Source organism: Arthrobacter silviterrae, from assembly GCF_011045165.1.
Taxonomy (GTDB): domain Bacteria; phylum Actinomycetota; class Actinomycetes; order Actinomycetales; family Micrococcaceae; genus Specibacter; species Specibacter silviterrae.
On the sequence record NZ_JAAKZI010000040.1, the window covers coordinates 1 to 13,402 of the forward strand.

Annotated in this window: 14 protein-coding genes; 8 read left to right on the forward strand and 6 right to left on the reverse strand. The window is 59.2% G+C overall.

Translation table 11 applies throughout. From position 1 onward, the window contains the following. Positions 1 to 53: 53 nt before the first annotated feature. The gene (locus G6N77_RS17150) at positions 54 to 1,046 is read right to left on the reverse strand and encodes a substrate-binding domain-containing protein (RefSeq protein ID WP_306986774.1); all 993 of its coding nucleotides are present in this window, start codon (positions 1,044 to 1,046) and stop codon (positions 54 to 56) included. 223 nt (positions 1,047 to 1,269) lie between these two features. Here G6N77_RS17150 and G6N77_RS17155 point away from each other — a divergent pair, with 223 nt between their 5' ends. The 3 genes from G6N77_RS17155 (at position 1,270) to G6N77_RS17165 (ending at position 3,044) form a co-directional block, all read left to right on the forward strand. Beyond that, positions 1,270 to 2,130 (forward strand): sugar phosphate isomerase/epimerase family protein, encoded by an 861-nt coding sequence (locus tag G6N77_RS17155; RefSeq protein ID WP_165183390.1) that lies wholly within the window; start codon positions 1,270 to 1,272, stop codon positions 2,128 to 2,130. Next, positions 2,127 to 2,417, forward strand: coding sequence for a hypothetical protein (locus tag G6N77_RS17160; RefSeq protein WP_165183391.1), 291 nt, complete (start codon positions 2,127 to 2,129; stop codon positions 2,415 to 2,417). The genes G6N77_RS17155 and G6N77_RS17160 overlap by 4 nt, the downstream gene beginning before the upstream one ends. A 291-nt stretch (positions 2,418 to 2,708) precedes the next feature. After that, entirely contained in the window at positions 2,709 to 3,044 is a 336-nt protein-coding gene (locus tag G6N77_RS17165; RefSeq protein WP_165183392.1) for a hypothetical protein, read from the forward strand. 334 nt (positions 3,045 to 3,378) lie between these two features. On the opposite strand, the gene G6N77_RS17170 is transcribed toward G6N77_RS17165, so the two are convergent. Together G6N77_RS17170 and G6N77_RS17175 are read right to left on the reverse strand one after the other, a co-directional pair. After that, a complete protein-coding gene (locus G6N77_RS17170) occupies positions 3,379 to 3,822 on the reverse strand; it encodes a cytotoxic translational repressor of toxin-antitoxin stability system (protein ID WP_165183393.1) in 444 nt (147 codons plus the stop codon). Continuing rightward, positions 3,819 to 4,259, reverse strand: a complete 441-nt coding sequence (locus G6N77_RS17175) for a prevent-host-death protein (protein ID WP_165183394.1) — start codon at positions 4,257 to 4,259, stop codon at positions 3,819 to 3,821. Before G6N77_RS17175 ends, G6N77_RS17170 begins: the two co-directional genes overlap by 4 nt. 389 nt (positions 4,260 to 4,648) lie before the next feature. Between G6N77_RS17175 and G6N77_RS17180 the strand changes: the two genes are divergently transcribed. Then, complete coding sequence (locus tag G6N77_RS17180) at positions 4,649 to 5,335, forward strand: hypothetical protein (protein WP_165183395.1); 687 nt, start codon at positions 4,649 to 4,651, stop codon at positions 5,333 to 5,335. 911 nt (positions 5,336 to 6,246) lie between these two features. Continuing rightward, positions 6,247 to 7,110 carry a TIGR02391 family protein gene (locus G6N77_RS17185; RefSeq protein WP_165183396.1) on the forward strand — a complete coding sequence of 288 codons (864 nt, stop codon included), beginning with the start codon at positions 6,247 to 6,249 and terminating at the stop codon, positions 7,108 to 7,110. A 224-nt stretch (positions 7,111 to 7,334) separates the two neighbouring features. Here G6N77_RS17185 and G6N77_RS17190 read toward each other — a convergent pair whose 3' ends face one another. Together G6N77_RS17190 and G6N77_RS17195 are read right to left on the reverse strand one after the other, a co-directional pair. Then, the gene (locus tag G6N77_RS17190) at positions 7,335 to 8,252 is read right to left on the reverse strand and encodes an SDR family oxidoreductase (RefSeq protein ID WP_165183397.1); all 918 of its coding nucleotides are present in this window, start codon (positions 8,250 to 8,252) and stop codon (positions 7,335 to 7,337) included. 20 nt (positions 8,253 to 8,272) lie between these two features. Further along, positions 8,273 to 9,130 (reverse strand): SDR family oxidoreductase, encoded by an 858-nt coding sequence (locus tag G6N77_RS17195; RefSeq protein ID WP_165183398.1) that lies wholly within the window; start codon positions 9,128 to 9,130, stop codon positions 8,273 to 8,275. A gap of 92 nt (positions 9,131 to 9,222) precedes the next feature. On the opposite strand from G6N77_RS17195, the gene G6N77_RS17200 reads away from it, so the two are divergent. Next, positions 9,223 to 9,897, forward strand: a complete 675-nt coding sequence (locus tag G6N77_RS17200; RefSeq protein WP_165183399.1) for a TetR/AcrR family transcriptional regulator — start codon at positions 9,223 to 9,225, stop codon at positions 9,895 to 9,897. 357 nt (positions 9,898 to 10,254) lie between these two features. On the opposite strand, the gene G6N77_RS17205 is transcribed toward G6N77_RS17200, so the two are convergent. Further along, on the reverse strand, positions 10,255 to 10,974 hold the full coding sequence (locus G6N77_RS17205) for a hypothetical protein (protein WP_165183400.1): 720 nt from the start codon (positions 10,972 to 10,974) through the stop codon (positions 10,255 to 10,257). A gap of 263 nt (positions 10,975 to 11,237) precedes the next feature. Here G6N77_RS17205 and G6N77_RS17210 point away from each other — a divergent pair, with 263 nt between their 5' ends. Both G6N77_RS17210 and G6N77_RS17215 read left to right on the forward strand, forming a co-directional pair. Then, positions 11,238 to 11,546 (forward strand): type II toxin-antitoxin system Phd/YefM family antitoxin, encoded by a 309-nt coding sequence (locus tag G6N77_RS17210; protein WP_165183388.1) that lies wholly within the window; start codon positions 11,238 to 11,240, stop codon positions 11,544 to 11,546. A 23-nt stretch (positions 11,547 to 11,569) separates the two neighbouring features. Next, positions 11,570 to 12,109 (forward strand): type II toxin-antitoxin system RelE family toxin, encoded by a 540-nt coding sequence (locus G6N77_RS17215; RefSeq protein ID WP_165183401.1) that lies wholly within the window; start codon positions 11,570 to 11,572, stop codon positions 12,107 to 12,109. Positions 12,110 to 13,402: the final 1,293 nt, after the last annotated feature.

A 13,402-nucleotide genomic window follows, 5' to 3' on the forward strand; every position in this document is an offset into this window, starting at 1 on the left:
ATCTTGCCCGGGCCCGCGGGGACACGCCCCGCGGGCCCGGAAGCAAGGCATCCCTAGCGGATGCCTTCCTTGGCGAATTTGAGAACGGCGGCAGCATTCGACTTATCCACAACGGCGGGGCCGGTGAAGACCTGCTGGCCCCCGCCTACCTTGAACCCACCAATTTTGTTCAGCCAAATGGCATCGACACTGCCATAACCCTGAAGGTAAGGCTGCTGGTCAACCGTGAACTCAACGCTCCCGTCCGCCACTTCCTGCGCCAATTCGCCATTGAGGTCAAAGGAGGCCACCCGCACCTTGCTGCCTGTGGCCTTCACCGCCTTGACAATCGTGATGGTGAACGGCGCACCCAGCCCGATGATCGCATCCGCGCTCGGGGTGGACTGCAGCTTCGCCGTGACCGTGGACAGGACCGAGGACATGTCCGCACCGTTGACGTTGAGGATTTCCGTGCCTGGGACGTTTTCCTTCACGCCTGCGCAACGGTTTTCAAGGCCTACGTGGCCTTGCTCCATGATCACGCAGATCGGGTGCTGGACCCCCTCGGACGCCAAGCGTTCTCCCACCGTCACCCCGGCCAGCTTGTCACTCTGGCCAAAGTGCGTAAAAGCCCCCAGTGCCTTGGACTCGTCTTCGCCGGCATTCATGCTGACGACGGGAATTCCCGCATCCACCGCCTTCTTCACAACAGCCTTCAACGCCTCCGGCTTGGCCAGTGTGACGACAATCCCGTCAACTTTCTGGTCGATGGCCTGCTGGACCAGCTGGGCCTGCCGTCCGCCGTCGGCGTCGCCGCTGTAGAGCAGATCAACATTGTCCTTCTTCGCCGCGGTCTCGGCGCCCTTGCGGACAATGTCCCAGAAAGTGTCGCCCGCAGCAGCGTGGGTGATCATCGCAACCTTAAGGCGTGCGGTGGTGACAGCCTGGCCGGCCGAATCGGCGCTGGCCGTTCCCGTCTTGCCACCGCCGCTGGAACATGCCCCCAATGCCAGGAGTGGGATTACAGCAAAAACCACGGCACTTCGCCGCCAAGAGAACTTTGCCACGTGAAATCTCCTTTGATTCGCGTTATTTCCGGTCCCGTCCAGCAGACGTATCCGAAAGAACATGCCGAGAGGGGAACCTGCCAGCCGTAAACGATTGTGATCCACATCGCTTTGTGGAACGCTCCAACGCTAAAACAAAGCTTGACCATATGTCAATGGAGCGTTCCAATAGAGGTAACATCGAGTATTCCGCCCGATGCCCCGACTTCCACCAAGGAGAACCATGACGTGCCCAGACGCCGTTGAATTGATCGCATCGTGCTGGACCAGCGCGGGCAATGCCGCTCCACTGGAGGTTCCGGAGACCAGCCCTGTCCCCATCGGTGAACGCCTGGACGCCCTGGCCGACACGGGATGGGCAGGGTTTGGACTGGCGCACGATGACCTCGTCGCGGCACGCAACACCATCGGCTTCCCAGAACTGCGCAGGCTCATCGACCGTGCCGGTTTCGGCTACGTCGAGGTCGAGCTCCTAAGCAACTGGTGGGACGAGACGCTAGCCCACGAATGGCGGCCACAATTCGAGCTGCTGCTCGAGGCGGCCGAAACACTCGGAGCCCGTTTCATCAAGGTGGGAACGGCCATCGGTGACGAGTCGGGCAACTACGAACAATTCGTTGACCCGCTGAAGCGCCTCACGCTGGAAGCCTCAAGCCGCGGCGCCCGCATCGCACTGGAGCCCATGGCATTCTCAAATGTGCGTTCAATCCCCCTCGCGGCAGACTTGATGAGAAAGGTGGACATGCCGGACTGCGGCCTCGTCGTTGACTACTGGCACGTTTTCCGTCACGGAACCCCGCTTGAAGACCTCTCCCGGACGCTGACAGCCGATCAGATCTTCGCCGTGGAGTTGAACGACGCCGACCAGGCCGTGCACGGCACACTGTTCGAAGACACCCGGGACCACCGCCGGCTCTGCGGACAGGGCGACCAGGACGTCACAGGATTCATCCGGACCCTGCGGGATATCGGCTTCGAGGGCCCCTGGGCCGTGGAGATCCTGTCCAATGAACACCGCGCGTTGCCCCTCCGGGAAGCGCTGGAATCGGCCTACGCGACGGCATTGTCATGCTTCCCGGCATGACAGTCGATCCACAGCCCGGCAAAAACCCATTGGCACCTGTTCGGGCCAAATCCGGCTCCGGCGCGCCACCGCGCCGCGCCCAACTGGAGCACGATTGGACGACACTCGCGGGCAGCATGGTCGAAATCCGCAAGGGGGAACATTCGATCCGCAGCGGCCGCGTCGAATGTGTCGCATCAAATGGCAGTTCATTCTGGATCGAGGCCAACGGAGTCGAACCGCGGACCATGTTCACGGACCGTGAAAATCTCACCATCTGGATCAATACGGGACCGCCATGGAAGTGAAGGTGCGAAGCCACCCAGCCGGCCGGGCAGCTAGTGCGTCTTCTGCGCCGGAATCACCGCCGTCATCGCTGTTAGGCTCCAAATTTTCGACCCGGGATCCCCGGAGGGCCCTTTCAATCAAGAATTTCCGGCATCTTCCTCAAGCCAGAGGCCGAGGCTATTGCCTGTTGATGTAGCCTCTGTGTGGATTTATACGGTCCATGACTATAGCTGTATGGTACTGGACTGGATGGACGAAGTGCCATGGGTATCACGACGACGACGGGCGCCGCGTAACTGAGCGCGAGCCGGATGGGCATCCGCGAGATCGTCCGGCGGTTGAACGCGGCCCTGGGCCCGACGCTCGTTGCCGGCCTGGCCGGCGCCAAGGACCAGCGCATCAGCCACAAATGGGCCCGGCAGGACGGGCCCGAACCCAACCCCGCAGCGACCCGGCGGCTCATGGACGGATACCGTGCCTGGTCCGAAGTCTCCCAGTCCCAGGGCGAACACGCCGCCCGGCTCTGGTTCATCGGCTCCAACCCCTGGCTCGGCGAGGACTCCCCCGTGGAGGCACTCATGGACGACCGCTTCAAAGACATCCGCGCCGCCGTCCAAGCCATGACCGACGAGTCCATCACCGGATGAAACGCGGCCGCGCCACCACCAGGCTCGGGCTGGTCAACGGTCCCGTCTCCGGGGTGCGCATCGCCAACCCGGCCTACGGCCCGACCGCTCCCCCGAACGCATCACCGGCGACCGTGCCAGCTGGAGCCGCTTGGACACTTCAGGGAGAACGCCCTGCATCGCCGCGACGAACGAAACAGCCTTTCGCGAGTGCCTCGCCTGGGCCCGGATGACCGGCACCCACCGGAACCACCTGACCAAGCTGGCCGCCCTGTTCGGCGAGACAACCGAACAAGCCAGGCATGAGACTTCCTAGATTCGTTCCACGCGGGCGGAAACAGCGGGGAAGAGCAAATCAGTTGCCTGGTTGGTTCCCTTGGGACATCCAGTAGTCGTTGAGGGCCTGCACGGCCTGCTCCTTCGTCATCCCGGCAACTATTTGTTCATCAATGCCCGCTGTATGGGTGAGCTGCCAGACCAGTGCCAGGGGAAGCGCCGACTCGGGCACAGACAAGGCACCGCGCGCAGGCAACACCCCGTCCTCAACGCAGGCCCAAAACTCATCATCGCCGACCAAGAGCTGGTCCTGGAGAATGTGGTTCCAGATCGACGCCGAGTACGTGGTCCGGTCCACCGGACGCGAAATCCGGGTCCGCAAAATCCGCCCGTCAGCCAGCACCAGCCGGTAGGTGGCGTGGTGGCGCACCGGCTTCCCGCGGGCGTTCACCACCAATTCCCACTGTTCCGTCACACAGAACTTCTCGTGGTCATCCCGGCCGCCGAGCCGACGGGCACTCACGCCACGGAACCAGTCAGCCAGGCAGTCAGCTGCTCATCCGTCGACAGCCCCACGAGCTGGACCAACGCCCAATTCTCCCGGTGGTTGGGCGCGGCATGCAGGTGGTCTTCCCAGTCCTCCGCATAGTCCCGCAACCCGTCCACGAAATCCTCCAGCGCGGCCGCCAGCTCCGTGGCCTCAGCGGCAAACGGCTGTCCCGGCATGAACACAGCCCACGCCCCATCCTCATTAACGACCTGGATGTTCGGCACCACCGTTAGCGAGAGAAAGCGGCGCAGGCTCTCGCCATTGACAACCACCGCCGGAGCCCGGTCGGGACGGCTAATCGTTGACAATCCGCCGCGTTCGCTGGAATCCAGGATCGCCTTCAACGACTCCCGCGCCTGGGTAAAACCGTAAACACGGCCGCTGACGCTCTCATGTGTAGGGCTGCTCATACAAACCATCATCCACACGTACGTCAAGTACGTCAAGTACGTCAAGTACGTCAAGTACGTCAATATTCCGAAGACTACCATCGTCCCAAGTCGCCAACATTACGGTCTGCGTATCCTCGAGTCGCTAACCCAACCCCCCATCGACGGACGGGGAAAGAAATATGCCTTGGTTCTCCTATCAAGTAACCGGACCCTTATGTCAGCGCAAGGGTAGGATTCTAGAAACCGTCCGGATACCCGAAACTAGGAGAAATATGGTCTGGCAACCGCTGTCAGTTCGAACAGGCGCCAAGCCTCCTTTGGCGCTTCTGGAAGGCCTTCCAGACCACCTACACTATCCGGTGGGGCAATGGCTTAAAGTCGAATTTGGGTGGAAGGACACGGCTGGCATGCGCACCGAAGTAATGTCAGCTCTAGTCGGCGCACTCAGGATTCCCGTGCAGCAATCCCATGAAATCGGCGGAATCAGCAACCAAATTTTCCTCGCCCTAGAAGGTGATGACGACCTATATCTTGATGCACTTGATTACATCCTTCATATGACTCGCGGCAAACGCAGCGGGACCCTTAAGGAGATCTTAGAGTCAGGAGGGTCTGCGTGGACTGTCAACTCACAAGGCGTAGGGTTGGAGAAACGCGTCTCCGCTGCCGCGAAGAACGCCATGGACTCAGCCACGGCTTCCTCGGACACTTTCTCGAAGGAGATTCAGGAAGCTTGGGAACAAGCCTTTGGACGCACACCTGACCCATCTGACGCCTGGGATCATGCAATCAAGGCCGTAGAAGAAGTGCTAATACCTATCGTCTTGCCCAAAGTACCCAAGCCAAACCTAGGAGGCGTTGCAGGTGAGCTGGAGGCGAGCTCAACGAAATGGCACCTGGAGCTGGCATCTAGCGTAAATAATGATTCGGTGGACACCCTATCGCGTATGCTGCGACTTATCTGGCCCAACCCTGACCGGCACGGTGGGGGACTGGCGCGCCGCACGCCATCGCAAAGCGAAGCGGAGAGCGCGGTGCACTTAGCAATTGCCATCATAGAAATTTGCCGCAACGGTCGCTTGACGAAGAATTGACACGGCCTTGCAATCTGAATGGTGTACCCGAAGGCCAGTGCAGACAAGTGTCCCACCTTCTGACCCGGATTATTCATGTTGGTCTTGTTTGCCGACTATCGGCTAACAGTTAGTATTACCCAGAATGGCAGATGGGCTCGATCGTAGCCAAGGCGTAAAATGGTTAGAAGCGGTTGTGGCGATCGGCCGGCAAACCTGTATTCACGCCATCGGCCATTGAGAGCTAAAGGATCGTCAGCGAGCGAAAAGAAGCCGCGGCCCCTTTACTCCCCCTTTTCAACCAGAAACTACAGCCGTTAACCACAAGCCCGAACCCTCGAAAACACCAAATTACCCCGGAAACACGCGGTTTTTGGCAAGTAGCGAGGGTTGCCAATTTCAAGTCGGCGAGATTCTCTTGGCCGCCGGTTCGAGTCCGGCCCGGGGCACAAAGGGCCTCTGACCTGCGGTTATACCTCGCAGGTCAGGGCCATTTGGGGCCAGCCCCTTTTACTCCCCCAATTCGTCAAAATTTTCCTCAAATTCCACTCCCCCTTTTCAAAAGAACTAGCTCCCCTTTTTCGCTCCAAGACAGGCATTTGCGGCGTCATCCCAGACGATTGCCGGGCCGCTCAGGCGGTCAAAGTACGTATTCGGCTCCGCTGCCGCCGGCCGGTCGACGAGACGCGTCGTTGCCCTGAAGTTCTGAGACGCTAGGGTGTTGCAGTTAGGGCACGTTCACCGGGCATTAAGTCGGGCGGGGTAAACGCGAATCTGAAGCCCGTGGAAACACGCAGTTTGGAAAAATTTCCAAAGTTGTCTGCAGACGCTCCGGTGAGGGACCGGCTTACGGGACATCCTGTTGTGTAACGGGAGCCGACATAAGCTGGAGCCTGGGACTTTGACGCAGAATCTGAAAATGGAGGAATGATTTGAGCGACTATGGTGAGGACTATCTGCGGCGCCTACTCGCTGCTGTTCAACGCTTCGAAGCAGCCTTCAATGCATGGATGAGTACGCAACAAGAATCTGACCACCTGTCTTCCCGTGGGCTTTTTCCAACGGTCTGGGTTAAGGACGGAGTTGACCCTGCACTGGTGCGCCGCCTCGAACTCGATGTAGCAGAGGCCGCCGGGCTGGCAGCGCGCGGAGTCGCCGTTACTGGGGCGTATATTTCCGTTTCAGGGCTTGGTGTTATCGACCCGATTTCCAACTGGTCGTTCATGTCATCACCTAAGGCTCCGCTTGCACCGCGCGACATTCGAATGACTGCTGCAAACGTCAAAGGCCGGTTGGAGGCAATGCTTATCGACGCGCAGAGCACCGCGGACTCTAGTCTGCCAAGCTTTTCCCCCGCTCAGCTGCACCCCGTGATCTGGTCGGGTGCAGCTGCGCACTGGACAGCACACCAGTTCCGCGTCGCCGTCCGCGAAGCTGCTGAAGGTCTGACTGTCCATTGGAAGCAGAAGCTTGGCCGAAACGACGTGGATGACACCGTGTTCTGGCAACAGACGCTGTCAGCGGGTGAGGCAGCCGATGGCCGGCCCAAGCTTGCTTGGCCCGGTCCCGTCGACGACAAAACCGCCAAGAGCATGCGTGGTGGCCTTGAACCTCTCGCCAAAGCTTTGAACGCCCTGGCTACCGGCCTGAATCTAACTGTGCGAAACGTAACTACCCACACTAGAGATGAGCTCACTGAGCAGCAAGCAATGGAGCGCCTTGCCGCGTACAGCTTTCTCGCCCATCTACTCGACAAGTGCCAGATAGACCGCTTCGAGAATAATCCCGCCCGTTGAAGCATCCAACTGACGAATGGTGAAATTCCAGGGTTATCGTTCCCGATGAAGGACCGCCGGAATGGGTCGGGCGTAGGTGGCCCATCGTGGCCCGTAGCGTTAAAGCGCGCGTTAGCAATTGGTATCCCAGGGAGTGAAAACCTTTCGCGGGTAGGCCCTCCAGCCTTTGGGTCTGTCGGCGATCTGCAGGTCGGTCGGTGGCGTTGGGTTCTTCTTCGTCTTGTTCAGCCGATTTCGTGTAGCCGTGGGGCGTTCGTGAGGTCTTCGGCAACTGCCCACAGGGATTTAGCGTAGTCGGGACCTTGCAGCGCCGAGCGCGGGATCGCGATCCGCTTGGTTGGGCCGGTGAGGACCCGTTTTGGTCCGAAGTACTCACCTTGCTGGACCCCCGAATCGGCCGCTGCGAACAGTATTGGCTCGGCACCCTGCGCGACGTCCTGTGAAGGGAGAAGCGTGCGCTGAACGGGCGGACGAGCATCCTGAGGGCTGCGCGCGAGATTTCCCCCGGCTACCTGCAGATTGGTCCGAGTGAAGCCCGGGTGCGCGAGCGTGGAACGAAGGTGCCAACCGCGGATGCGGGCAACGTGGGCCAGTTGAAGGGCCATCAGCAGGTTCGCCAGTTTTGACTGGCCGTAGGCGGCTTGGGGACGATACTTCTGTCGCCATTGAAGATCCCCAAAGTTGATCCTGGCTCGATGCGCCACGAGGCTCGACATCGTCGCGACCCTTCCGGCCGGTCCCTCGAGCAATCGCGGGAGCAGAAGGTTCGTCAGGAGGAAGGGGCCCAGGAAGTTGCTGCCGAACTGGAGCTCAAATCCGTCGGTTGTCTCGAAACGCGTGGGCGGTGCCATGACGCCGGCGTTGTTGATCAGCGTGTCCAGCGGCCCGTCGGCGAGGACTCCCTCGGCGAACTCCCTGACACTGGCGAGGTTGGCGAGGTCGATCCGCCGCACCTCCAGTTGCGCGTTCGGTACTGAGGCACGAATTGCCTCTCGCGCCGCTTCGCCCTTCTCGGGGGAGCGCACCCCCATGATGACCGAGGCGCCAGCTGCGGCCAGCCGCTTGGTACTCTCTAGCCCTGTTCCACTGTTTGCACCGGTGACGACGATGCGCCGCCCTGTCTGATCAGGTACCTGATACATGTCTGTTCCTTGATGGGTGGTCAGTCGCTTGCGGCGACGGGTGCGGGCATCAGCGTGTTCCACAAGGGGCTGGCCTCTGCGCGGTTGCGGGCGCTGAGTTCTTCGAAGTACCAGTCCTGTCCGAGCAGCTGCTTTACTCGGGGAATGGCTTCGCCGTCGGGGCCACTGTAGTAATGCACCTTCTTGGTGTTGCCGTCGAGGACCATCTGGAACATCACGTCGGCGGTCCCGGCCGGGTCGGAGCGGACCGTGTTGAGGGTGTTGAAAAGGGTCATCGAGGGCAAGTACTCGGCAGGTATCTCCGGCGCCACCTCGGTCTTGCTGAAGATCTTTGTCATGTGATTGCCAGGGTGCAACGCCTTGACGATCACGTCGAACTCGGCGAGTTCGGCGTGCAGGCCCTCGGTGAGCGACGCGACGGCGGCCTTGGAGGCCTGGTAATTCGAGGTGTAGGGGAATCCGCCGTCAGCGCTGATGGAACTGACGTTGACGATGACGCCGGAGCGCTGTTTGCGGAAGATTGGGATGAAGGCCTTGTTCAGGGCGATCAGCCCGAAGACGTTCGTCTGGAACTGGCGGCGCACCTGGTCCATCGTCGTCGCCTCGAGCGGGCCAGCCTGGAAGTAGCCGGCATTGTTGATTAACGCATCCACACGCCCGAACTGGGCCAGGGCACGCTCGCCGAAGGCAAGGTCCGCCGCTTCGTCATCGACATCAAGCAGCAAAGTTCGAACACTCTCGATACCATCATGCGCCTGCAGCTCGGACTCCTTGCGGACGGTCGCGACCACGTTCCAGCCCGCCCGGGCGAACCGGCGTACCGCAAGTCCTCCAAAGCCGCTGGACGTTCCCGTAATGACTACAGTCTGTGCACTCATTTCAAGTTCCTCTCTCGTCGAGACAAGTACGATGAAACTTAGTAAAACACGGTTGCGCTATTAACGCAACGCTGTTGTTGTAAGATCGAGGAATGACGCAATCAAACTTCCTGCGCGCACGTAGCACAGCCGCCAAGCAACAACGCGAGGACGCCATCCTGTTGTCCGCGCAGAAGCTCGCCTTGGCTCAAGGTGTCCGAGGGGTGACACTGACCGACATCGCCGCGGATATCGGAATGCACAAGTCAGCACTGCTGCGGTACTTCGAAACCCGCGAAGCCATCTTCCTCCACCTCGCGAAGGACGCCTGGAGTGAATGGTCCCATGCCGCGAAGGCTCAGCTGGATGCCCTCAGCGCCCAAGGGGTCAGGAACCCCAGCGGTGCAGCCGCACACGTCCTCAGTGCCACCCTCGCGCAACGACCGCTCTTCTGCGACCTCCTCGCGCACGTCCCCTTGAACCTGGAACGCGGAGTATCGATCCCCGCAGTCAAGGACTTCAAGGTCACCGCGATAGCCGCCGCCGGCCAGGTGGCGACGGCGCTCGAAAAGACGCTTGACCTTCCGTCGCCTGCGACATGGAATGTCGTCTCCACGGCCACCGCCATGGCCGGCGCCCTCTGGCAGATGGCCGCACCGGGCACGGAGCTACGGGCGCTGTACGAAAGCGATCCCGAGCTCGCGCACGCCATCGTCGACGTCGAACCACGCCTCAACGACATCATCACCGCTCTCATCAATGGATACACCAGCGACGGCAATATCTGACCATAGGACCAACTAGAGCTAGCGCGGCCTCGGCAGTCATTGCCACCAGCAGGCATGGGCCAGGATTCATTGACTCTCGAGCATATCCAGCCTGTCCCGTTCAAGGTTCCCCTTGCGGGCACGTATCGTCGTGAACGCGACTGTAGAAATTCCTCTTGTCGGGTTCTGCACAATGACCGTTACGCCCCTTAGCCAGTTATAGCCCGAGATTGAGCAGAAACTGCCGTCGACTGTCTCATAACCTATGTGTCTCGAATCCCATGGGTTGCAACACGCATTCGCCTTCTCCGACGGGTGCACTGAACCCTGCCGGGAATCGCGCCGTACCAGCGCAACTCGATCGAAAGTCGTAACGAATCAGCGCATTGTCATGCGCATGAAATCTCGGCCGTCCTCACTTGCCCTAAAACGGGTAATGAAACCAAACTGTCGGTAAAGCAACACCGCAGACAGCCTGTCCTGGTTTTTCCTTTTCTCTAGGAAGCGAATCATCTTTGCGACATCAGAGCGCTTCACTTCTGGAACCCTGAAGTACGCGTAGGCAAATATGGGTGAGACTCCGCAAGTCAGAACCCGAATGGTGAAGCGTTGGTCCGGTAGCTCACGCCGAAGGAGCGCGTCGATCTCGGGCACGTGGATCAGAACAGATTTGAAAGATTTTGCGGATTTTTCCCGAGAGTGGTTGCCCTCACCCTTAGTCCGGACACCTAACTCAACCACACAAGATGGCTTGTACGGGTCGAGGAATCTTTCGTCGATGTGCCCTTTCAGCTGCCGCCATTTGTTACGAACTTTGGCCACCCGCGCCAACCAAACCGTCACTAGCCCGGCAATATATTGCATGTGCTCCTGAACCCAACGGAGAATTTCGAAGAATTCCGGACCACCTGTAGCCCCTCCGATGCCACTTGGAAAACAGCGCCGGGACATAAGGTTTTTCTTCTCTAGGAAATCCCCGACGAGATCCAGCACACGACTAGTGGCGGCCTCGATGTCATAAACCTCCGCGCCGCGGAAGTAGGCCGTGTAGTCGATGCCGTCGAATTTGTTGGGCGTACTGCCGTCTACTGGGATCATGAATTGAATATAGACAGTATTTGTCCCATCGTTGTTATCGACCCCGGTTCATAATCAACAAGTGACGAACTGGCATAAAATCTGCTTCGTGAGCACGGATGGTGGGCGGCACTGACGGCGGCCGCTAGCCCGTACGGGTAGCTGCGCCCACATTGCATGCGTGGGATGGAGCCACAGATGCGTCAAGTACCCGACAAGAGCTCGACAGCGGCGCAATTTCTTTCAATCTTGAGAAACTACATAGAAATCTGTATAGTTCTTGTATGAGCACCATGACCATTACAGAAGCCTCCCGTGCCGGATTGTCCTCGCTCGTTGCTTCGGCTGAAGCGGGAATCGATGTTCCCCTTTCCCGACATGGCAGAGTCGTCGCCGAAGTTGTATCCGCTGAGGAGATCGCCAGCCTGAGGCGTGATCGTGACACTCTTCGCGATGCAGCGCTCGTCATGGCCCGCTTCGCAACCGACACCGGGGTCCGCACCGACCTGGATCAGGCCATGGAATTCTTCGGTTTCACTCGTGCTGAGCTGGAAGCTGAGATTGCTACCGACATCGCTGCAGGGCGAGCGTGACGTCGCATCCGAAGCGCGTTTGCGTGGTTCGACTCACTGAGGATGCCGTTGCCGACCTTCACCGACTCGGTAAGAAAGACCCCCACATTGTCCGTACCGTATTCAAGAAGATGCTGCTCCTGGAACGGTCGCCAAATGCCGGTGAACCTCTGCTGGGCGCCTTGATTGGATTCCGCAAACTCGTTGTGGGTGACCGGCATTGGCGCATTGTTTGGCGGGTCACCGAAGACACCGATGGCACACCAATCCTTGATATTTCCGAGGTATGGGCCGTGGGCGTCCGATCTGACAGCGAAATCTACGAGGAACTCAAGGCACGCGTCGCACGGATAGGCGATGACCCCAAGTTGCAACCACTCAAGGACGTCATTACCCAAATGGGTCGTCTCTATGAATCCGTTGAGGCCGCCGCGGAACCCACACAGGAATCTTCTCTGCCGGATTGGCTTCAGGCCGCCCTCCGCGACCAACTCAACCTTACCCCGGAAGAGATCTCCAAAATATCAGAGCAACAGGGACAAAAGCTGCTGATGGAATTCTGGTCCAGCCGCCAGAAACCCTAAATCACAGTGCAAAGGTCACGGGTGCGGTGTGGGAGTCCGACCACTGCTCCCGGCCGTTAGTGAACCTCCAATCTGAACCAAAAAATGCCATGAGGTCGCCCGCGACCAGCCCCGACAAGAGTTTCGCAATCCCGAAGAACGGACATCCCCTCCACCGACGCCTGCGGCGTAAAATGGTGAGAGCAGTTGACGGCATACGCTGCTCCATAGCAAATCGCTGGCAAGCCTGTTTTTACGGGATTGGACGCCCAAGCCAAAAGAACGTTGGGAGCGAAAAGCATGCACTCCCCTTTTACTCCCCCTTTTCAACCAAGAACTATGGCAAGGAACGACATGCCACGACCTTCGGAAACAACGATGTACCGCGGAAACTCGCGGATTTTGGCAGTCAACGGCAACAGGCAAAATCCAGATGGTTAGATTCTCTTGGTCGTGGGTTCAATTCCCGCCCGGGGCACCCAAAAGGGCCTCTGACCTGCGGTTATGTTCCGCAGGTCAGAGCCGTTTAAGGCCAAAAACGGCCCAAGTCACGTTTTACTCACGTTTTTGAACGAAAAGTTGGTCACGTTCTTGGCATGATTTGGGGCGGAAATAGGTTCAATTTATGGTCACGTTTTTGATTTCCGACCGGCCATTTCGACTATCCACAACTGAGACTAAAGCCTCCGTCGAAACTCGCCGAGGTCCTCCGCCGGTCCGCCGGAAATCCCCTTATTTCCGCGGCCGAACGGCGCCCTCAAGCGATGGTCGTACCGCCGCAATTGTCCGTAGTCAGACCCAGACCGAATAGACCGGTCACTTCGCGGCTGAATGCCGCCGCTTGGGAATCCGAATGCTCCCAGCTTGGAGGAGAAAGCTGTGGTCTGAATCGCCGTATTTCTATAGTTCCAAACGGACACTTATGAACCGAGCACCGTCCGTCAGCATCCGCCGCATCGCGTCAAATCCGTGACCATAGCCGGCACGCTCAGACTATGTCTGCTCAATGGCTCCGGTCTCGAAGGACTCCAGAACGTCTACGATCTGTATGCCGCTAGCGCTAGGCCTACCTGCGAAATCTGACCTATATCTGATGGCCAACTCCTAGGTTTGTCATGAATAGATCCGACATGCGTTTCGAAACTAATCGAGAGTGTCGCCGCCTCGTACCGTCACCCAGTCCTCAGCGGCGGGGAACCCCAGAGCTTCTCGCCCTGGCAACAACCACGCGGCAAGGTCCTCGACCTCTACGGCACGGCCGTCGCGTACACGTACCCCTCTATGGTCTCGCCGCATGGTAGGACGATGACAGGA